General features: G+C 45.6%; 18 protein-coding genes and 1 riboswitch. Of the genes, 5 read left to right on the top strand and 13 right to left on the bottom strand.

The annotated features are described in order from the left end of the window. Positions 1-21: 21 nt before the first annotated feature. The 6 genes from cobU to RGE70_RS03150 form a co-directional block, all read right to left on the bottom strand. Positions 22-576 (bottom strand): bifunctional adenosylcobinamide kinase/adenosylcobinamide-phosphate guanylyltransferase, encoded by a 555-nt coding sequence (gene cobU, locus RGE70_RS03175; protein WP_310470108.1) that lies wholly within the window; start codon positions 574-576, stop codon positions 22-24. Further along, on the bottom strand, positions 573-1,352 hold the full coding sequence (locus tag RGE70_RS03170) for an adenosylcobinamide-GDP ribazoletransferase (RefSeq protein WP_310470107.1): 780 nt from the start codon (positions 1,350-1,352) through the stop codon (positions 573-575). The genes cobU and RGE70_RS03170 overlap by 4 nt, the downstream gene beginning before the upstream one ends. A 110-nt stretch (positions 1,353-1,462) precedes the next feature. Beyond that, positions 1,463-2,491 (bottom strand): nicotinate-nucleotide--dimethylbenzimidazole phosphoribosyltransferase, encoded by a 1,029-nt coding sequence (gene cobT, locus RGE70_RS03165; RefSeq protein ID WP_310472904.1) that lies wholly within the window; start codon positions 2,489-2,491, stop codon positions 1,463-1,465. A 50-nt stretch (positions 2,492-2,541) separates the two neighbouring features. Beyond that, entirely contained in the window at positions 2,542-3,519 is a 978-nt protein-coding gene (locus RGE70_RS03160; protein WP_375087927.1) for a FecCD family ABC transporter permease, read from the bottom strand. 67 nt (positions 3,520-3,586) lie between these two features. Beyond that, entirely contained in the window at positions 3,587-4,396 is an 810-nt protein-coding gene (locus RGE70_RS03155) for an ABC transporter ATP-binding protein (protein ID WP_310470105.1), read from the bottom strand. Positions 4,397-4,470: 74 nt separating this feature from the next. Further along, a riboswitch (cobalamin riboswitch) is annotated at positions 4,471-4,617 on the bottom strand. A gap of 111 nt (positions 4,618-4,728) precedes the next feature. Further along, positions 4,729-5,370: a histidine phosphatase family protein gene (locus RGE70_RS03150; RefSeq protein ID WP_310470104.1), complete on the bottom strand. Its 642-nt coding sequence runs from the start codon at positions 5,368-5,370 to the stop codon at positions 4,729-4,731. A 241-nt stretch (positions 5,371-5,611) separates the two neighbouring features. On the opposite strand from RGE70_RS03150, the gene metH reads away from it, so the two are divergent. Then, positions 5,612-9,382, top strand: coding sequence for a methionine synthase (metH, locus tag RGE70_RS03145; RefSeq protein ID WP_310470103.1), 3,771 nt, complete (start codon positions 5,612-5,614; stop codon positions 9,380-9,382). A 116-nt stretch (positions 9,383-9,498) separates the two neighbouring features. Here the strand turns inward: metH and RGE70_RS03140 are convergent, their stop codons facing one another. After that, positions 9,499-10,005, bottom strand: a complete 507-nt coding sequence (locus RGE70_RS03140) for a GNAT family N-acetyltransferase (protein WP_310470102.1) — start codon at positions 10,003-10,005, stop codon at positions 9,499-9,501. A 556-nt stretch (positions 10,006-10,561) separates the two neighbouring features. On the opposite strand from RGE70_RS03140, the gene RGE70_RS03135 reads away from it, so the two are divergent. Beyond that, on the top strand, positions 10,562-11,344 hold the full coding sequence (locus RGE70_RS03135) for an MBL fold metallo-hydrolase (RefSeq protein ID WP_310470101.1): 783 nt from the start codon (positions 10,562-10,564) through the stop codon (positions 11,342-11,344). 286 nt (positions 11,345-11,630) lie between these two features. On the opposite strand, the gene RGE70_RS03130 is transcribed toward RGE70_RS03135, so the two are convergent. Then, the gene (locus tag RGE70_RS03130) at positions 11,631-12,194 is read right to left on the bottom strand and encodes a cytochrome b (RefSeq protein ID WP_310470100.1); all 564 of its coding nucleotides are present in this window, start codon (positions 12,192-12,194) and stop codon (positions 11,631-11,633) included. 331 nt (positions 12,195-12,525) lie between these two features. Between RGE70_RS03130 and RGE70_RS03125 the strand changes: the two genes are divergently transcribed. Beyond that, positions 12,526-12,771, top strand: coding sequence for an HP1242/YdcH family protein (locus RGE70_RS03125; RefSeq protein WP_310470099.1), 246 nt, complete (start codon positions 12,526-12,528; stop codon positions 12,769-12,771). A 461-nt stretch (positions 12,772-13,232) separates the two neighbouring features. After that, positions 13,233-13,577 (top strand): TM2 domain-containing protein, encoded by a 345-nt coding sequence (locus RGE70_RS03120; RefSeq protein ID WP_310470098.1) that lies wholly within the window; start codon positions 13,233-13,235, stop codon positions 13,575-13,577. A gap of 139 nt (positions 13,578-13,716) precedes the next feature. On the opposite strand, the gene RGE70_RS03115 is transcribed toward RGE70_RS03120, so the two are convergent. From RGE70_RS03115 to RGE70_RS03105, 3 genes are all read right to left on the bottom strand, one after another. Continuing rightward, positions 13,717-14,400 (bottom strand): 2OG-Fe(II) oxygenase, encoded by a 684-nt coding sequence (locus tag RGE70_RS03115; protein ID WP_310470097.1) that lies wholly within the window; start codon positions 14,398-14,400, stop codon positions 13,717-13,719. A 157-nt stretch (positions 14,401-14,557) separates the two neighbouring features. Next, entirely contained in the window at positions 14,558-16,039 is a 1,482-nt protein-coding gene (locus RGE70_RS03110) for a protein adenylyltransferase SelO (RefSeq protein ID WP_310470096.1), read from the bottom strand. A 170-nt stretch (positions 16,040-16,209) separates the two neighbouring features. Continuing rightward, positions 16,210-16,929: an AraC family transcriptional regulator gene (locus tag RGE70_RS03105; protein WP_375087926.1), complete on the bottom strand. Its 720-nt coding sequence runs from the start codon at positions 16,927-16,929 to the stop codon at positions 16,210-16,212. Positions 16,930-17,108: 179 nt separating this feature from the next. Here RGE70_RS03105 and RGE70_RS03100 point away from each other — a divergent pair, with 179 nt between their 5' ends. Continuing rightward, complete coding sequence (locus RGE70_RS03100) at positions 17,109-18,362, top strand: MFS transporter (RefSeq protein WP_310470094.1); 1,254 nt, start codon at positions 17,109-17,111, stop codon at positions 18,360-18,362. A 67-nt stretch (positions 18,363-18,429) separates the two neighbouring features. On the opposite strand, the gene RGE70_RS03095 is transcribed toward RGE70_RS03100, so the two are convergent. Together RGE70_RS03095 and RGE70_RS03090 are read right to left on the bottom strand one after the other, a co-directional pair. Next, positions 18,430-19,812 (bottom strand): Na+/H+ antiporter NhaC family protein, encoded by a 1,383-nt coding sequence (locus RGE70_RS03095; protein ID WP_310470093.1) that lies wholly within the window; start codon positions 19,810-19,812, stop codon positions 18,430-18,432. Positions 19,813-20,110: 298 nt separating this feature from the next. After that, a complete protein-coding gene (locus tag RGE70_RS03090) occupies positions 20,111-20,980 on the bottom strand; it encodes a hypothetical protein (protein ID WP_310470092.1) in 870 nt (289 codons plus the stop codon). Between the last annotated feature and the right edge of the window lie 245 nt (positions 20,981-21,225).

The following is a 21,225-nucleotide window of genomic DNA, read 5'->3' as shown; positions in this document are numbered from 1 at the left end:
ATTATCCCTTAATTTATATGACTAAACGTGGCGGCCTTTAAGACTCATTGGTAACCCGGCGGTAACCAGAGTCACGTTGTCTGCGAGTGCGGCAACATCTTGGTGTAACCAACCCGCTTCATCGACAAACCGTCGATTAATTTCTCCCATGGGAACGATGCCATTACCCACTTCGTTACTGACTAAAACGATTGTTGCTGATGACGCACTTATGGCCTCTAAAAAATCAGCTTTGGTTGCCTGCCAATCGTCAGGCGATTGCAGTAAATGATTGCTCAACCACAAGGTTAAACAATCGACCAAAATAATGTTGCTAGCACTGCTATTTGTTTTAATTGCAGCAGTTAAAGCTAATGGTGACTCAACCGTGCGCCACACAAGTTCACCTTGTTTTCGTTGCGACTGATGCTGAGCAATACGCGCAGCCATCTCTTGGTCAAGTCCTTCAGCAGTGGCAATATAAATACAGTTGCGTGAAAGGCTTGTTTGCAGGCTATTAAGCCAGTATTGCTTAACTTGCGCTTCAGCAAAACGGCTTTTGCCGCTGCGGGCGCCGCCTAAAATGAATTGGATCACCAGGTCACACCTAGCACGAGCAAAATAACATAACAGGCCAATTCAGCTACCTGCTGTGTTGCCCCTAACGTATCACCGGTGTAACCACCCAGTTGACGCCGAAACAGTTTAACTAAGGCAAAACGCACCACAAATAAACCCACGGTTATAACCACGGCTTGTTGAAACGTAAGCAACACCAGCAATATTGCGCCAGTGGCTAATAATATCGACAGCTCGTTGACGCTTTGATGCATCGCTAATGGCTTACATTTGCTTTTAGCATCTTCAGTGACATAAGGCTCAGAAAATATCAGGCTCGAAGCGACAACTCGACTAAGTGTATGGCCTAGAATAAGCGCTAAGCTCACACTGCTGGGGTCAAATAATGCCAGTTCGCTCAGTAACTGCCATTTAAGTAATAACCCCAATACTAAGGCTAATGCACCGTAAGTACCGATACGGGAATCTTTCATGATGTTGAGCTTTGCCTCAACAGTCCAACCTCCGCCTAAGCCGTCGGCAGTATCGGCTAACCCGTCTTCATGAAAGCCACCGGTAAGCAACACGCTGGTGATCATTGCCAATATAATGGCAACATTTGGCGACACCCAAAACAGCATCGCGCTATACACCATCGCTGTTAGCACCCCAATGAGCGTTCCCACTAAGCCAAAATAACGGCTCGCTTGGTTTAGAGTGTCGGCGTCAACGTTAAGCCATTTAGGCATTGGAATACGGGTAAAGAATCCCATTGCAATAAAAAACAAATTAAGTTGTTGCTGCAGTACATTCATGTAAACGTCCCTGATTTTAACAACTTAACTCTGGTTCGACCTGTTTGAAACAGCTTAGTTGCATCTATTATAGTTTTATTGGTTATAAGATATCGCTGGCTGCTATTAGCTTATAAATCAATTCCGGCATCGTCAAAGCTGGCCATGTCATTATAAAAATTGGCCGCGGCTTGTATGAGCGGAAACGCCAGTGCTGCGCCGGTGCCTTCGCCTAACTTCATCCCAAGTTTAAGCAGCGGTTTGGCCTGCAAAAATTCCAGCATTAAGTAATGGCCTTTCTCGTCAGATTGGTGAGAGAAGATCATGTAGTCGCGACAATCAGCATTAATACTCACAGCGAGCATAGCGGCTGCGGTAGTAATAAAGCCATCAATCACCACTAGCATACCGCGCTCTGCGGCGGCGAGTATTGCAGCGGTCATTTGCACTATTTCAAAGCCGCCCAAACACGCTAGAATTTTTAACGGGTGGTCAAGTTCATTGCGGTGCAACAATAACGCGTCTTCAATTAAGCCCTGCTTACGCTTGAACGCCTCTGGGTCAATCCCGGTACCACGCCCGACACAATCAGCAGCCGGAAACCCTGACAGAGCCGACATAATCGCTGCGGCAGATGACGTATTACCAATCCCCATTTCACCAATGGCAATTAAGTTACAGCCATTTTGATGATGGTATTCAACGCGGTCTGTGGCTTTTTTAAAGCCCAGCTTTACCGTATCAAGACTCATAGCCGCGCGTTGGTTGAAAGGTTCTGTACCGGCGCCAATACGTTGGTCGATAACGCCACTATCAGCGGTAAAAGGGGTTTCAATGCCGCAATCAATAACCTCTAGCTCTAAACCCACCTGGCGAGTAAAGACATTAATGGCAGCCCCACCAGCCATAAAGGTTTGCACCATTTGTCGGGTAACTTCGCTCGGCGCAATAGACACACCTGAGCCTGCAATGCCGTGGTCAGCCGCAAAAATCATCATTTTAGGCTGGGTAATAATAGGCTGATCTTTACCGAGCACTTTTGCGATATGAAAAGCTAAGGCTTCAATATCACCAAGCGCACCTACAGGCTTGGCTTTTCGGTCTATCTTGTGCTGAATGTCTGTATCGAATTCTGCACTCACTGGATTAATAGTAAACATCACACCTGTAACTCCCGATATCTCAACAAGAAAAATATCAATACGATCGCTTAAATGCGCTTAGCGCTGCGACCACCTAAAATAAATAAGAAAAACACACTACCCATTACCGAGGTAATAATACCTACAGGTAACTCTTGATAGCTCAATAAGGTACGGGCTAGCACATCGACCCATACCATAAATAATCCGCCAAACGCCGCAGTTAACAGCAAGGGATATCGGCCAGGAAACAATAACCTAACCGTATGTGGCACCATTAAACCGATAAAGCCAATTCCGCCACAATTGGCAACTAAAATGGCGGTGATCAGTGAGCACAGCAACAACATCGACAACCGTAATCGACCAACGTTTATCCCCAATGTATGGGCGGTTTCATCACCCGCGCGCATGGCAACAATTTGGCGTTTAAATAACAAAATAACCATAGTGCATAGCGCCACCACTAGCGCAGGCAAAACTAACCCAGCCCAACTGGCTTTAGCAAAGCTGCCTAAGGTCCAAAACAGTACCGACGCTGCGGCTTGCGGGCTCGAAAAATACAGTAATAAGCTGGCCATCGCGCCAAACATAAACGAAATCGCCACCCCAGAGAGCAGCATTCGCTCAACTTGGGTACTTAAGTTACGGCCGCATAAACTCAATACCATGATGACCGATAAACTGGCGCCAATAAACGCGCCAATAGGCAAGCTCAGCATCAATGCACTTTGGCTAAATAGGGTCAGTGCCACCACTGCACCAAATGAGGCTCCAGAGGATATACCAAATAAATACGGGTCAGCTAACGGGTTACGAGTCACGGCCTGTAACACGCTGCCAGCAATAGACAGCCCAGCTCCGGCAATAAAAGCGAGTATGACGCGCGGCAGCCGCAGCTCCCAAATAATTCGCTCAGTCACGCCTAATGAGTCACCCCAGCCCAGTAATTTATGGCTAAATACCTGCACCACATCTGCCCAACTAATACTGGCGGCACCAAAACTTGTAGCAGCAAACGGGGTGATAAGTGCTACCAGTAACATGCCCAGTAATAACAGACTGTTAATCGATTTTTTCCAGCAAGGAACTGCAGGTTTAGTCAGTATCGCACTAGGCATGGTGTTGACCTATCTCGTAACCATAAAAGTAGCTAATCAATGGGTTACCATGTTGTGGGTGCGGACGAACCTCGCAACACACATCAAACACATCAACAATGCGCTGCTCAGTTAATACCGCTTTAGGCGAGCCAGTTGCTAAGCAGCGCCCCTTATCGAGCAGCAATAATTCATCACACAGTGCGCTCGCTAAATTTAAGTCGTGAATCGAGGTGATAACCGTAATATTAAGGGTGCGCAATAACTCTAACGTTTGGATTTGGTAGCGGATATCAAGGTGATTGGTAGGCTCATCTAAGATCAGCAGCTGTGGTCGCTGTACAATTGCACGTGCGATTAAAGCACGCTGCTTTTCACCGCCCGACAGGTTTTCGTATGCTTGATTGGCTTTGTCAGCTAAACCCACTTTGATCAGCGCCTCGGCCACCACGGTATTGTCAGTTGCCGTCGTAAACTCAAACGCCTTTTTATGTGGAGTTAACCCGAGGCTTACTAGCTGCGCGGTGGTCATATCAAAATGGTGCGGGGTATCTTGCAACACCACCGCAATTTGCCGCGCAAAGGCTTTAGCCGACAACACTGAAATGTCGTTACCAAACAATTGAATGCTGCCTGTAGTGGGCTTAATAAAGCGGTATAAACAGCGCAATAAGCTCGACTTACCGGCACCATTAGGGCCAATAATACCCAGCATTCGTCCTTTAGCTAAGCTAAATTCAATGTCAGATAAAATAGTTTGGCCATTTAACTGCCAACCTAAATTTTTGACTGCAAGTACCGTTTCTTTTGCCTGTTCAGGCATTTAATAAACCATAAAACAATTTTAAATAAACTCCCTTGAGACGCCCGCTCAAGTTGTTAGGTATGAAAAAGCATTTATTTAAATGCAATTAGGCTGGTATCTGACTTGAAAGATAGGCGATCTTCCCTACAGTTGCGGGTACAGTCCGGACTCTTTAGCAACACTAACGTCACTACCGGTTCCCATTTAGCGATTAAGCCACCTAATACACTACATTTATTTCGCGGCTAATTGCGCAAAACAAGCGTGCAGTTTAGCACGCTAACCCTAAAGGGTTAAAACTGTTCAGAGACAAATTTATGACCCTCAGTTACCGCCAGTTAGCCTAAAACTCACATATCTAAACCCCAATTGAGGCTTAAATACTGTTGATGGTTATCGGTTAACACGTCCAGCACCACAGTGGCTGCATAGGGTAATTTCAAAGCGTTATAAATGCCGGCGCACTGTTTAACTCCCAACGCTTTGGCCATTAAATGCCGTATAACCCCACCGTGGGTCACCAAAACAATAACCTTACCTTGGTGCTCGGTCGTCAATGCCTGCCACGCATGGTCAATTCGCGCCTCAAAATCCTGTATTGCCTCGCCGCTTGGCGGAGTATGTTGCCAAGGATCAGCCCAGTAGGCGTCAAGTTGCTCAGGAAATTGCGCATAGAGCGCACTAAAAGATTGGCCGTCCCACTCCCCAAAATTAAGCTCCATAAACGCTGCTTGCTCAATAAACTCAATTTGATGCTGCAACGCAAACGCCTTCGCTGGAAGCGCACAACGTAACAGCGGCGAACACACCACCAGATCGGCAACCTGATTTTGCGCCTTCTGACAGGTTTTGCTTTTCAAAAGTGCCGAAAACGCCCTATTTAGTTGCTCTTTTCCGGCAAAACTTAGCATAACGTCCGTATGGCCACGCAAAATATTACCGCCTTCACAGGCACCATGGCGCAATAAAATGACTCTAGTACTTTGCGGCATAATTACTCAAGACCTATATTTATCAGTAATTTATACAAATAAAAGCAAACATATAAAAGTGGAAAAGTATCCTATTTTAGGGCTTGCACTTATAATGTCGACTCACGTATTATGGACGTCTATACGTATAAATGTCCAAACAAATAATATCAGGCTAGTCATACGCGACTTTTACTGATAAAACCGAACATAACGACCGACATTTAAGTTTTTGCGACTCTGTATTTGGTAGGAATATTCTATGGCAACACGTACCCAAACACATGCCCTAAACCCAGTCCCGCATACTCAAGACACTGCAACAACAGTGCTGGCGGCACTAACCCAAAAATTACAGCAAGGGATCCTTCTCCTTGATGGTGCAATGGGCACCATGATCCAAGATCGCAAATTTGAAGAAGCCGATTTTCGCGGCGAGACCTTTAAAGACTGGCACTGCGATGTGCAAGGCAACAACGACATGTTGGTGCTAACCCAGCCTGCCGCCATTAAACAGATCCATAAAGACTATTTACTGGCAGGTTCCGACATCATCGAAACTAACACCTTTAACGCCACTCGTATAGCCATGGCCGATTACGACATGCAGGAGCATTCTGCAGCCATCAACTTAGCGGGTGCCCGCCTAGCGCGCGAAGCCGCTAACGAAGTTGAGGCCGAAACGGGTCGCAGCTGCTTTGTTGCTGGGGTACTGGGTCCCACCAACCGTACCTGCTCGATAAGCCCCGACGTAAATGATCCCGGCTACCGTAACGTTAGCTTTGACGAACTAGTTGAAGCTTACATTGAATCGATTAATGCGCTCATTGCTGGCGGCTGTGATCTACTTATGGTCGAAACCATTTTTGACACACTTAACGCCAAAGCCGCACTATTTGCCATTGATACTGTGTTCGACACCCAAGGTTTTCGCCTGCCAATTATGATATCTGGCACCATTACCGACGCCTCGGGCCGAACGTTAACCGGCCAAACCACCGAAGCCTTTTATAACTCTTTACGCCACATTAAGCCGCTATCCATCGGCCTTAACTGCGCCTTGGGTCCTAAAGAACTCAGTCCTTATATTGCTGAGCTATCGAAAATTGCTCAATGTTACGTGTCTGCTCACCCTAACGCGGGTTTGCCAAATGAATTTGGCGGCTACGATGAAACGCCCGAGCAGATGAGTGAAATCATCGAAGACTGGGCTAACGAAGGCTTTTTAAACATTATTGGCGGTTGCTGTGGTAGCACGCCTGAGCATATCCGAGCGATACATGATGCAGTAAGCAAACACCCAGCCCGTAAGCTACCTAACATTCCCGTGGCGTGCCGCTTATCAGGGCTTGAACCGCTTACCATTGACCAAAACTCACTGTTTTTAAATGTCGGCGAGCGCACCAACGTAACGGGTTCGGCCAAGTTTTTACGGCTAATAAAAACCGGCGAATATGAAGAAGCCCTCAGCGTTGCCCGTGATCAAGTTGAAAACGGAGCACAGATCATTGATATCAACATGGATGAAGGCATGCTCGACGGCGCTGAAACCATGCATAAGTTTTTAAACTTAATCGCCTCTGAGCCTGATATTTCTCGGGTACCTATCATGATCGACTCCTCCAAATGGGAGGTCATTGAAGCTGGGCTAAAATGCATCCAAGGTAAAGGCATCGTAAACTCTATTTCGCTCAAAGAAGGCGAAGACAAGTTTATTGAACAAGCCACACTCGTTAAGCGTTACGGCGCTGCGGCCATTGTGATGGCATTTGACGAACAAGGCCAAGCAGACACTAAAGCACGTAAAATAGAGATCTGTACCCGCGCCTATAACGTGCTGGTCGACAAAGTCGGCTTTCCGCCAGAAGACATTATTTTCGACCCCAACATTTTTGCGATTGCCACCGGTATTGAAGAGCACGACAACTATGCCGTCGATTTCATTGAAGCCACCGCCGAGATAAAACGCACACTACCGCACGCGATGGTATCTGGTGGGGTATCGAACGTGTCGTTCTCGTTCCGAGGTAATAACCCAGTACGTGAAGCCATTCATGCCGTATTTCTTTATCATGCTATTCAAGCCGGTATGGACATGGGTATTGTTAACGCCGGACAACTGGCAATTTATGACGACATAGACCCAGAGCTTAAAGAGCATGTCGAAGCTATAGTGCAAAACTTACCTTGTACTGCTGTTGACGCTAACGGTGAACCAACCAACAACACCGACCTTTTACTCGACATCGCTGAAAAATTCCGCGGCGACGGATCGCAAGCCAATAAAAAAGAAGATTTAGCCTGGCGCAATAAGCCAGTAAATGAGCGATTAGCCCATGCTCTCGTTAAAGGCATTACCGACTTTATTGACCAAGACACTGAAGAAGCCCGCCAGCAAGCCACTCGCCCACTGGATGTGATTGAAGGACCATTAATGGATGGCATGAACATTGTTGGAGACCTATTTGGCTCTGGTAAAATGTTTCTTCCACAGGTGGTAAAATCGGCACGGGTGATGAAAAAGTCCGTGGCTTACCTTAACCCGTTTATCGAACTTGAAAAAAAACCAGGCCAGTCAAACGGTAAAGTACTGATGGTGACCGTAAAAGGCGACGTACACGATATTGGTAAAAATATTGTTGGCGTGGTACTGGCGTGTAATGGCTACGAAGTCATTGATTTAGGCGTGATGGTGCCAGTGGAAAAAATTATCGAAGTAGCCAAAGCTGAAAACGTCGACATTATTGGCATGTCAGGCCTGATCACCCCAAGCCTTGATGAGATGGTACACAACGTTAAATCGTTCCATAAAGCCGGTTTAACTATCCCGTCAATTATTGGTGGCGCGACCTGCTCTAAAATACATACCGCCGTAAAAATTGCACCGCACTCACCAACGGGAGCAATCTACATTCCCGACGCCTCACGCGCAGTGCCGATGGTATCAAAACTGATTAGCAACGAAACACGCCAAGCAACAATTGATGCGGCCTATCAAGAATACGACATCATGCGCGAGAAACGCTTATCGCAAGCTAAGCGTAAAACCATCACCTCCATAGAGGCAGCCCGTGAAAACCGCTGCCAGCACGACTGGAAAAACTACAGCCCATTTGTACCTAACGTACTTGGGCGCCAAGTGTTTGATGACTACCCATTAACAGACTTAGTAGAGCGTATTGACTGGACCCCATTTTTCCGTAGCTGGGAGTTACACGGGCATTTCCCGCGTATTTTAGATGACGAAATCGTCGGTGAAGAAGCGCGTAAACTATTTAGTGACGGTAAAGCGATGCTAAAAAAAATCATCGACGAAAAGTGGCTCACCGCTAAAGCCGTCATAGGTCTGTTTCCAGCCAACACGGTTAACCATGACGACATTGAACTGTACACCGATGAGTCGCGCAGCGAGCTTGAACTCACCACGCACCACCTGCGGATGCAAATAGAGCGTGTCGGCAACGACAATTTCTGCCTAGCTGACTTTGTCGCACCAAAATCGTCTGGCGTGGCCGACTATATGGGTGGTTTTGCAGTCACCACCGGGCATGGAATCGACAAGCACATTGCTCGCTTTGAAGCTGACCATGATGACTACTCTGCCATTATGGTTAAATGCTTAGCCGACCGGTTAGCCGAAGCCTTTGCCGAACGGATGCACGAACGCGTGCGTAAAGAATTTTGGGGTTACGCCGCCGACGAAGCGCTCGATAACGAGTCACTTATACGCGAAAAGTACAAAGGTATTCGACCAGCGCCTGGTTACCCAGCGTGCCCAGACCATACAGAAAAAGGCTTGCTGTGGGATCTACTCAAACCAGATGAAACCATCGGCCTTAACATCACCGAAAGTTACGCCATGTTCCCTACCGCCGCGGTATCGGGTTGGTACTTTGCCCACCCTAAATCACGCTACTTTGGGGTTACTAATATTGGCCGCGATCAAGTTGAAGACTATGCCGCACGTAAGGGCATGAGTATTGAAGAAACTGAACGTTGGTTAGCACCTGTACTTGATTATGATCCTGAGTAACTTTGAAGGTTAGGTAGAGTCGACTTTAGTTTATATAAAGTCGACTTTTGCTTTCAGCGGCAGGCTAGTTACAGGCTCAAAAAGTTAACCGGAGTAATACGACTAGAGGGAGTTAATTATCCCTTAGCAGCAAAAGATTCATGATAGGTCACGTAACCTTTCGGGCAAGCACCTTGAAGTAACAAGGCTTGAAAATATTCAGCAGGCACATCAGCCAAAAGCAAACCTGCTTTAGGTTCAAAACCAAAGCGACCATAAAAATGAGGGTCACCAAGTAATACACAGCCATTAGCGTTGCGCTTTGTTAACGCTTCAATTGCGGCATGCATTAGCTCAGTCCCCACCCCTTTACCTTGCTCAGTTGGCACCACTGAAATTGGCCCCAAACCATACCAATTGTGTGCACCGTCAGAGATAGTCACTGGCGACAAAGCAACATGCCCCACGATGTTACTGTTGAGTTCAGCAACAAGTGAAATAGAAAGCGCCTTGGAGGCCCTTAACGCATCGATAATAAATTGTTCAGTATGGTCGGTGTGGGGGGCATTGAGAAATGCGGCAGTAGTAACGTCATGAATGCTTTGAATGTCACCCGATTTTTCTAGCCGAATATTAATAGACACAGTTACATCTCCACCTCTGCTAGCCTAGTCAATAGCCGCAGTCTTGTTTGAATTTAAATTAAGTATTACAGGAACGTACAGCCAACGGTATTTTATCCGATATGTTTTAGATAAGCAGCGCTAGATACCCTAGCATTGGCAAAAGATTCTAGAATTCGTTGCCTAGAATTACCTCGCCTTGATCAACTCGTCAGATCACGGACTACCCTAGCCTGCTCATTGCTCAATAAATACAATATGTCGATGGGTGTGATACATAAAGTGAAGCAATTTATGATGACAAAACAGAGTAAATTTCTTCTGCTATTAAAAAAACTTCTTCAATGCTACAAAACCACCATGACGAACTGCTGAACGAAACAAGCCCATAACCTGCTTAACACTTCATTTTCAGGAAACATTTATTTTCCTGACAACATCCTAGTGATAAATGTGATTTTGCCCGCCATAAAATAACGACATTTGATTTAGATTTACGCTAACTATGTAGCGACAACTTTTGCGATGAATAGCTACATAACTCATTAATAAATAATTGCTATAAAGGATATTAGACATGTTTAAAAAAGCAGTATTAGGGACGGTTTTAGCGATTGTGGCTGGCGGTGCTTGCGCAGGTTCTTTTGACGTTAATGAACTTAAAACACTTAAAGTTCACAGCTATATTTCCGACAAAGGTTCTAACTCACATATTCTTGAAGGCGACAAAAAACTCGTTTTGCTCGACTTCAGCTCAGATCCTGTATCAGCAAAAGAGTTGTCTGATTACATTGCCAAACTAGACAAACCAGTTAGCAAAGTGATTGTGTCGCATGTACACCCAGACGGCCCTCACCACGCAGCGGTTCCGGCATCAGCGGCATATGCACCTATCTATACGTTTATCGACACCAAAGCCCAATTAGAAAAAGCAGGCTTACATAAAAACACCACCATTAACCCTATCGCAGTGGGCAAACTCACTGTTGCAGGTGTAGAAGTTGATATCACTAAAGGCGCACAAGGCACGGTGAAACTAAGCTCAGTAGAAGAAGGGTTATTGTGGAGCCATCACAGCATGTACATTGGTTTCCACATGCCTGATATCAGTGGTAAATATGTACAAATGCTTAACGAGTACAGAAAAGCAGATTACCAACTATATATTGGCGGACACGGTCTTGCTGCTGGCGCTGATGCACCTGATATTTTCGAGAAGTACCAAAAAGATTGTGCTAAAGCCATTGCTTCATCTAAAACAGCTGAAGAAGCAAAAGAAAAAATTGTGGCTAAATACGCTAATTGGCATGGTGGCTTTATGCTAGATATGATTCTACCTTACGCTTACAAAGGTAAGTAAAGTTAAATAAAAGACTTACAGAGCGTCTAAACACGGTTTAGGCGCTCTTTTTATTACTCCAATATGCACCAACCACCTCGACTAGCAACTAGCAACTAGCCAGCAGCCAAACCCACTCAGTCACCAAGCCTTGGTTACAATTACAGTAATAAATTAAAGCTCACTGCCGCCAATTAACCTAGCGGTAATGGTTCACTATAGCTCTGCTGCGCGATGAATAGCCAAACAAAAACAGGTCGCGACTGTGCTACCTGTTTTATGCGAATAAGTCTTTATAATTTGTTAGTTAAACCTTGCTACCCAACATGCGTTTAAGCGTGCCATCTTTATCAATAATATGATGTTTCAGCGCGCCCACAACATGCAGCAATACCGCAAAAATAACAATATACCCGATGGCGTAATGTAGTACATGCGCAGCGGAGTATAGCGCCTCACTGTGAGCCAAGGCGCTGCGCGGGTTGTTAGGGTCGACATTTCTGGCCACTAATTCAACACCGAAAACCACGACACCATGGCCACCAACAGAGGAATTTAAAAAACCAGTAATAGGCATTAAAACAGTACCAACAATTAACACCCAATGAATAATTTTAGCTGTTATGTGTTCTAAATGACTGTATTGGCTCACTGGGGTTGGCCAACCATTCTTACTCCGCCAAATCACCCTTAAAATGACCACAAAAAAGATTATCACTCCGAATGATTTATGCCATGAAAAAAGCCCGTAATTTTCAGTTTGAACCATCACCACGCCCATTGCGAGCAGCGCTACCATGGTGACACCTACAACCCAATGTAGTAATAATGTCATCGGGCTAAATTGACTTGCCGTATCTTTTTTCATCATAATCATCCGTGTTGTTATTTAAGAAGTAACAGCTATTGACTGACTGCCCCCCAAAAGGCCTTGGTTATTTTATCATCATTTACCGCAAACCGATAACGCTAATCCACAACAAAATTGTGGTTAATTACAGCGACTTTACAGCAATAAAAACCTTGGCATTAGGCCCTAAAAAAGCTCACAAAGTTGAGGCGTTATTCCATCAATTTAATCAATGAGATTTTGTTAACTAGATCGCTAAAATATTGCCCTAACCCCCTTTGTTAAAATCCACAATCCTGTAATGTGAGTGATTGAAACATTCTAAATTTCTGTTCACTATTCAGGGGTACTTATGTTAAATGAGAATCATGCGCTTATTTTCGACTTCCCAGAATTTAAGCAAGACATTGTTTATTTGAACCATAAAGACGAAGCATTTCAAACCTTATCCAAGCAATACCACCTATTAGATTATGAAATTCGCCAACTAGAAATTGATGGCAGCCCGACCGACGATGAACACATGCATCAGCTAAAAGTTCAGCGCGCCAATTTAAAAGATGTACTGTTTCAAAAACTAAAAGAACATCACGCTTAAATATCAGCTCAAGTTAAAGTTGTATTGCCATTCACCGCTGCTAACACCTGTTAGTGCGATTGGCAAAGCTAAAAGCTCAGTGGCCAGCCTTAATTTACTAAATCTGGCCATTAAGCTTATAGTAAAGCGAACATTTTTTACGTAAGTTGCTACCAATAACACCGGTTAAGCGACCTCGCTTATATCACCCCCGAACCAGCCCTGAACCACACAACTTTCATGCAAAAAGTCTTAATATTAACGCTATCGACTCGTTCCTAAATATAAAGGCGCCCCCAACCAACCTTACCCCATAAAAAATGGTAGCAGGACGGCTGAATAAACTTAGCAACGACAAACTAGCGGTAAGCATTGCGCTGCTATTTTTACTATTTTTAAAAAATGTGATCTACGCCCCTTTGTTTGAGCGCACACTTGTACGCATAATAGGGTATTAGCAAATTTGACTATTGGAGTTCGCAATGCAACATACAGATTGCCCACAGTGCAGCAAAAAAATCGACCTGAATTTACTGACCTGCCCCCAATGTCATGCTGCACAAGGGTTAGAAGCTTTATCTGGGGTCGATCCAGATATTCGTATTAAAAACCAGAAACTTGCTGTCTTGTTTAGCGTCCTATTCGGCGGGCTTGGTATGCACAAGTTCTATTTAGGTCGACACCTAGAAGGTAGCTTGTACTTAATTTTTTGCTGGACACTTGTACCTGTTGTTATCGGCTGGGTCGATGCCGTACGCACATTGAAAATGAGTGCGTTTAATTTTGAGCAGCGCTATTGTCGCCGAGTTCGTCAGCAATACTGCTAATGCAGCGAGCACAAACCAGTCGCTAATTAATAAAAAAAGCATCAAGCTAAGTTTGATGCTTTTTTTTATGGCTAAATGTCAGTAACGCTGTGTAAAAAAGGGCTGGCATGCCACTTTAAATTGTTCCGCCTTCAGATATTTATCTTTCTATTAGTGGCTCGATATTACTGCTAACACCATCACTTAACCGAAACCAGCCTGCAATAGAAAAACGATCACGCCTGGCGGCCAGCACTTCGTGGGGAAACTGCTCACTTAAAAAAACCACCACAGTACCAAAGCCCGGTGTAACGCTTATTACATGGTCATCTTTGCCGGCTGATGTTGACTGTTGATTAACATACAGCACCAGTTCACCGCCATCGTCTTTTGACCAATATTGGTTTAGGTAAACCACCACCGACAAGATTCGATTACCCTCACCCACAAATGCGTCTTTATGCTTTTTGTAAAAGTCACCTTTAGCGTAATGAGCAAAATGGCTTTCAAATGAAAACAGCCCTAAAAATAGCGTGCGGTTTAAAAATAATTGTAGCGATTGGGTCCAGTCTAACCACGCTTTTCCGGCCGCGTCATCTCGATTAATCCAACTTATGGTGTCGGTACGTACAACATCATTAATACTGTGCTCTGCACCGCGACCAATACCAGCTCGCTTAAAATGCGATGTGGGCATGGTGGCAATATGGGTTGCTAAGAGTTGAGATAAGTCGGCAGGCAGCGCCGCGGGGATAATACTAAAGCCATTCGTTGCAATGCCATCGGCTATCGATGTAAACAGCGCATTGCAGTCATCAGCGTGAGCGGCGCTAGGCGCAATCAAGTAGAGCCAATCTTAGTTGTTAACATTGTTATGCCATTTTAATAAACACAGACCACCAGCATACAGTAGTTGTAATGATTAGCCCGGTTTAATAACTGAGCAATAAATACTGCCAATAACTAAACCACACATGCAGCGCTTGTATGTACCGCCAAACCTACGTACCGCAGTAAGTGGTGAAGGCTCCAAAACTTGCGGGCGCAGGCAGGCTGTAATCATCTTTACCCACTTGAGGGCTATAGGGCTGGGCAAGCACGGCAAGTAATGCCTCAAATGGCACGTAATCATTATGCTGCTCTGCCGCTTCAATGGCGGCCTCTACCTGATGATTACGAGCAATATAGATGGGGTTGACCGCATCCATCATCTTCGCGCGTTTGGTAGGTGGTATTGGCTCCTGCTCAAGCCTGTTCAGCCACGTTTGTTTCCATTTAATAAACAGTGCAGGGTCTGTAAATAAGTTGTCGGCGTCACTGCCAGCTTGCGTTAGAGCAACCGCCAACTGACGAAAAAGCTGAGTGTAGTCAACATTTTGGGACTGCATTGATGCTAGCAACTGCTCACACAGTGCCTCGTCACCGTCTGCTGCGGTTGTTAGCCCCAATTTAGCCCGCATGCCATTAAGCCAGTGCAGTTTAAAAACCGGCCAAAACCCTTTAACAGCCTCGGTAGCTGCTGCAATGGCGGCGTCGGTGTTGTCGCTAATAAAAGGCAATAGCGTTTCAGCAAAGCGCGCTAAACCCCATTGGGCCATTGCGGGCTGATTACTGTAGGCGTAACGCCCCTCTTGATCGATAGAGCTAAATAACGCATTGGCGTCATAATGGTCCATAAATGCGCAGGGGCCATAGTCAATGGTTTCGCCGCTGATGGTCATGTTATCGGTGTTCATCACGCCATGCACAAAGCCAACTAACATCCATTGCGCTATGAGCTGCGCTTGTTTGTCGCGTACTGCAATAATGAGGTCGAGGTAAGGTTGAGCACTTTGCTTTAGGGCTGGGTAATGCCTTGCAATCGTATAATCTGCCAACTGCTTAAGCTTATCTTGTTCACCTTGAGCGGCAAAAAACTGAAATGTACCCACCCGAATATGGCTAGCAGCAACACGGGTTAACACCGCCCCTGGTAAATAGCGCGTTCGGTATATGGGTTCGCCCGTTGCCACCACGGCTAGTGCGCGTGTAGTGGCAATTCCCAACGCATGCATCGCTTCACTAAGTACATATTCACGTAAAATAGCCCCCAGCACAGCCTTGCCGTCGCCACCACGTGAAAACGGCGTTCGACCCGAACCTTTTAGCTGAATATCTTGCCGAGCATCGCAGGTATCTACCACCTCACCTAGTAGCAAGGCGCGGCCATCGCCCAGTTGCGGGCTAAAGCCACCAAACTGATGCCCAGCATAAACTTGTGCGATAGGAGTTGCACCGACTGGCACTTCGCTGCCAGAAAATACTTGAGCAAGTTGCTCGGCGTTGGTGTTGCTCATACCAAGCTGTTTAGCTAATGGCTGATTGAGTTTAATTAGCACTGGCGCGGGGGCTTTGTCGCCTTCACACGCGACATAAAACTCCTGCAACTGTTTGGCATAACTGTTATCAAAGCTAAAACCTAAGGCAATTTGCTGCGTGCTCATTGGCATTCCATGGGGTTGTTCGGCATAAGTGTTACTTTATCGCACTTGCCGACAAATAGTGAGCTATCTCACAAAAACCTCAGGTACCTTTCGGTATTAGCTATAACCTAAATGCCCAAAGAACACGTGTATAGGTTCACGTAAGCCGTCTGTATGTGCGCCGGCTGCCACTAAAATACGTCGTGGTGGCGCATATATTGTTTAGGCGACTTGCCTAATGCCTTTTTAAAAAAGGTGATAAACGCGCTTACCGATTCATACCCCAGCTGCTCTGCAATCAGTTGCACTGACTGGCCGCTCGCCAATTTTTGTAATGCCAATACAATATGTAACTGTCCGCGCCAACGCCTAAATGTTAGCCCAACGTCCTGTTTTATTAAGCGCGCTAATGTACGCTCGCTCATCGCATTTGCTTTGGCCCATTGCGCCACAGTGCGCCTGTCGCCTGGGGTATTAACCAGCTTTGAGGCTATCGACTTTAGCCGCGGATCAGCCGGAATAGGAAAGTTATATTGCTCGGTTGGCATAAGCCTTAGTTGGTCAACTAACACTTTTACCAGATTAGCCGTTGAACTGTCGAAGGCGTAGCGTTGATCTTGCTTGGTTAAATGAACGATTAGCTCTCTGACCAGTGGCGATATGGCTAACGTGCAACTATTTGCTGGCATACCATCAATATCGGGATCGACGAATAACATGCACACCTGGGCATTACTGGATACCACATTGGTATGTAGTTGATGGCTAGGGATCCACACCGCACAGTTTGGTGGCACCATCCAAATAGCGTCATCAATAACACATTTCACAAAGCCACTAAGCGCCACCACTAACTGGCACTTGTGGTGCCGGTGGAGCGGAGTTTCGGCTTCACGGTCGCTGACCGACATGCGTATTGCAACGACTTTTTGGATATAAATGTCGGCGTCAAAGATAGAGCTTGCAGTAGTTTCCAATAATTTGGCCGCTTTTAGTGATAAAAAGTCACTATATCTCAATTCAGCAGCAAAAATGAAGCGTAATCTATTCGCTCGCCATTTTTGCTCATATAATTACAGGATCCTAATTAGTGACCACGTTATCGACCTCTCGCTTCGCCAGTAGTGCTTGCTTATTACTAGGCATTTTTTTAATCGCAATGAATCTTCGCTGCCCTCTGACCGGTATTGGGCCGTTACTCGATATTATTCGAGTTGAACTTGATTTGTCTGCGACTCAGGCGGGAATGATTACGACACTGCCACTGCTGACCTTTGCTTTTTTCTCGCCTATCGCCTCAACCATTGGCCGACGCTGCGGGCTTGAGCATACTTTAATGCTGTCACAAATATTGATTATTGCCGGCTTAATGGCACGTTCTATGGGCTCAACAGCGGCGTTATTTTCAGGTACCGTGATTATCGGCGCTGGTATCGCGCTCGGTAACGTATTATTACCTAGCTTAATGAAACGAGACTTTCCAACTAAAATCAGCACCATGACCTCGCTTTACGTACTCGTTATGGGTGTTGGCTCGGCGATAATTGCGGCCATATCACAGCCTTTAGCGACATTTGCCAACACCTTGAGTATTAGCGTTATGCCCAGCTGGGCTTTCTCGCTGGTTAGTGTGATTATTTTTCCAATTCTAGCGGTATTGGTGTGGTTGCCCCAAATGCGCAACCACACTCCCCCAACTAAAGACACTGCCGAAATGGACAGCCATAGCTACCTATGGCGTAATATCGACGCATGGCACATGACCCTATTTTTAGCACTAAATTCGTTTTTGATTTACATCTTTATTAGCTGGTTACCCACCATATTAGTTGAGCAAGGCTATAGCCATCATGAGGCAGGGGTGATCCACAGCCTGTTTTTACTGTTCACCGCAGTCCCCGCAATAGTGCTCATTCCGTTGATGAAAAAACTCAGCGACAAGCGCATGTTGAGCTTAAGTTTACCGTTAATGATGGTCATCGGTTTAGTCGGCTTAAATGTCGCTCCGTCGGCTGCGATTGTTTGGGCAATGATTTGCGGGTTCGGCTCTGGCGGCGGCTTTATTGTGGCACTAGCAATGATAGGTTTACGTACCGAAACGCCGCATCAAGCGGCTGCGTTATCGGGTATGTCACAATTTTTTGCGTATATTTTTGCTGCAACAGGGCCAATCTTAATGGGCGCGATACATGAGCATTACGGCGACTGGCATGTTGTGTTAACTCTAAGTGCTTTATTGGCGCTAACTTGCTGCGCCTTTGCCGTACTTGCGTCTAAAAGCAGTATCGTTTCATCAAGGTCCATACAAAAACCATTGGTATCGACGGCGATGGTCGAAGACTAGAATTTGGGTCAAAAAAAAGAGAAGCACTTAGGCTTCTCTTTTTTTTACTCATCAAACCAACAGCCTATTACGCCAGCAGTAAAAAACCGACACACGCAAATGCAGCCGCTATTAGCGCATAAGGTAACTGCGTAATCGCATGGCTAACTAAATTACAACCCGAACCTTGCGCTGCCAACACGGTGGAATCGGAGTAAAAACACGCCTGACTGCCGAACGATGAAGCCGATAACAACGCACCAATCACTAATGGAATATTGGCATCGACCGCGCTAGCCAATGGCATTACGATAGGAATTGATACAGCAAAAATACCCCAGCTTGAGCCGGTGGCAAACGCCAACAACGACATACTTAAAAATACCACCGCTGGTAACAGTTGTGGGGTCATATATTGGCTTAAACTGCCAATAACAAACTCAGGCAGCATTAGCTTGTCGCATACATCTTTAAAGATAAACGCCGCAACCACGGTGCCAATAGCTGGCAGCATATTTTTAAAGCCATCTATCATTTGTTCCATCATTTCTGACAGTGGCATCAATTTTTGTAAACCGTAATAAGGCAAGGTAACCGCAAGTGTTGCAATAAGCCCTTTGAGCACATCAATGTCGAAATAAAGCGTAAAACCGACCAGAAGAAAAATAGGCACAAAAAAGTTATGTAGCTTGCCACCATGGTCGGCATTGTTAAACTCACCTTCAATCGCTTTAAGTGCGTATTCATCTGAGGTGTGCACCTCATCAAAATCAGTTTGTGCAAGTGCAGGCTTACCTTGCAAGGCTGCCTGCTGGGCTTTTTTCATTGGTCCAAACGCTGGCACAATGCCTAAAATAACCAATAACACCATCGCGACGGTTAACCATGCATAAAGCATATAGGGAATGGCTTGCATATAAACTGCAATGCCTTGCCCTTCGGCAGCGACTCCGTTATCGACCAGTAGCCCGCCAAAAAATACCGCCCAAGTAGACAAGGGAACCAGCACACAAATTGGTGCTGCGGTTGAATCAACCACATAGGCTAGCATTTCACGCGACACTTTAAATTTATCAGTCACGCGTTTCATCGTTGAGCCAACGGTTAGCGCATTAAGGTAATCATCAATAAAAATGATTAGACCTAAAATCAACGTCATAAATAGAGACGACTTTTGTCCCTTGGCAAATTTAAGCGCGTAGCGACCAAAGGCCATTGAGCCACCGGTTTTTACCAGCAACGCAATTAACGCGCCGAAACCACCACAGACTAAAATTAGCCAACCGATGGTTTCATCACTCATCACCGATAGCGAAGTATCAGCAAAATTGGTCAGCATATTTGCGCTGTCATACATCGCAAGGCCAACTAATGCACCAATAATTAAAGAAAGGATTGGACGGCGAAGCATAATCGCTAACACCAAAACCACCACAGGTGGGATAAGACTTAAGGCTGTCGGTTCAGACATGCGCTAGGGCCCTTATAACAAAATGCCAAATGGCAAAATTATCTTAAAAACTCATTCATAAATTGCCGAGTTCAGTTGCTGCTTCTACCCTTGAGATAACTATTGATATCTTGGGTTTACCTGTCTAATTTGCAGGCTGAGGAAAAACATCGCGCAGAAAATAATCCTCAATGGCTTTGGAGTCAATCAATATTATAGTCTGGGCTGCACTTTTTAAAATATCGCAGTGTTAGCTCAGCATATTACGGTGTAACAACTTAAATAAACTGCCTCTAAACTAGGCCGTTAATGGCTAAACTTATTCGCTATCATCGGCCTTAGAAATATAAATCCGACTCGGATCATTACCCCATAGTTGTATGATTTTTCTAGTTTTACTTTTATTCCAAAAACATTTACCAAATAAGATAATTCCTGCGCCCTCAAAATCGCGGCGCTCGGCTAAACCAAAACCCGAAATAAGCTCGCGAGAAAACTTATCAATGGGGATCCCCACGGCTTTGGTCTCAGCTGGGTTTAACCATAGCCGTTCTTTGTCGGTGTGCGATATGGTGCCCCAATACATTCGCGGCGCCCCATTTTCTGTTGGCTCGGCATCGACAAAATTTACAAATAGGTTTTTAGCTCGCCAGCGGTATTTGTCATCGGTGTAAACCCACAACTCTGAGGTGGCCAAATCGCTACCACGCAGCAAGCTGTGTAATAGCTTTTCTAGCCCTTGGGTTGCAATACGCGCAGGCTTATCGTCTTGCTTAACTGGCGCTGTGGTGTTTGCCTGCGAAGGCTTATTAAGAGTTGCTGCACCGCGCTTGGCCTCAGTTTTAGCGGCAAGCGGCGGGCGCTGACTTAAGAAGGGCGCACGGCTAAAGTCGATGATCATTGCATCGCTGTCGACCACCAGCTGATTAACTTCTAACGCGTGTTGCTCTTCACGGGTTTTGGCGGCAGAGGGCTTAAACTCAGCGCAATCGGCTTGATGATAGCGCGAGCCAAAACAGGCGGCTTTGCCGTCTTTAGATGCCTTACGATAATAAGCTTTACCCGCGCAAGCTGGGCACACCAATGTTTGCCGATATTTTTCAATATCGTCAGCAGGCAGTTTTTGAAACTTAAATACCGAATAGGTTACGGGCTGAGTTTCATCATATTGGCAAATTGCGTCAAGCATGCTTTCTCCTTTAAGCCTGCAGCTATAATAAGCATCTGTTCTATTTGTACAATATCTAACAGCTGGCATTAACAATAGTACTGTAAATTATCAATGTTAGCTGATGTTATCGCGCCTTAATGCACTGCCATTGCGCCAGCCAAAGCGCGACAATTTACCATGTTCGTTGTGTGTAAAGCGTCATTACCGGTATAGCAATACACGCAAGGCTTGCTTTAGCGCTTAAGTAGGCCAACTAAAAGCCT

It is taken from the genome of Shewanella youngdeokensis (assembly GCF_033180165.1).
Lineage (GTDB): Bacteria > Pseudomonadota > Gammaproteobacteria > Enterobacterales > Shewanellaceae > Shewanella > Shewanella youngdeokensis.
The sequence above is the reverse complement of the archived record's forward strand: the minus strand, read 5'-3'. Positions and strand labels throughout refer to the sequence as shown.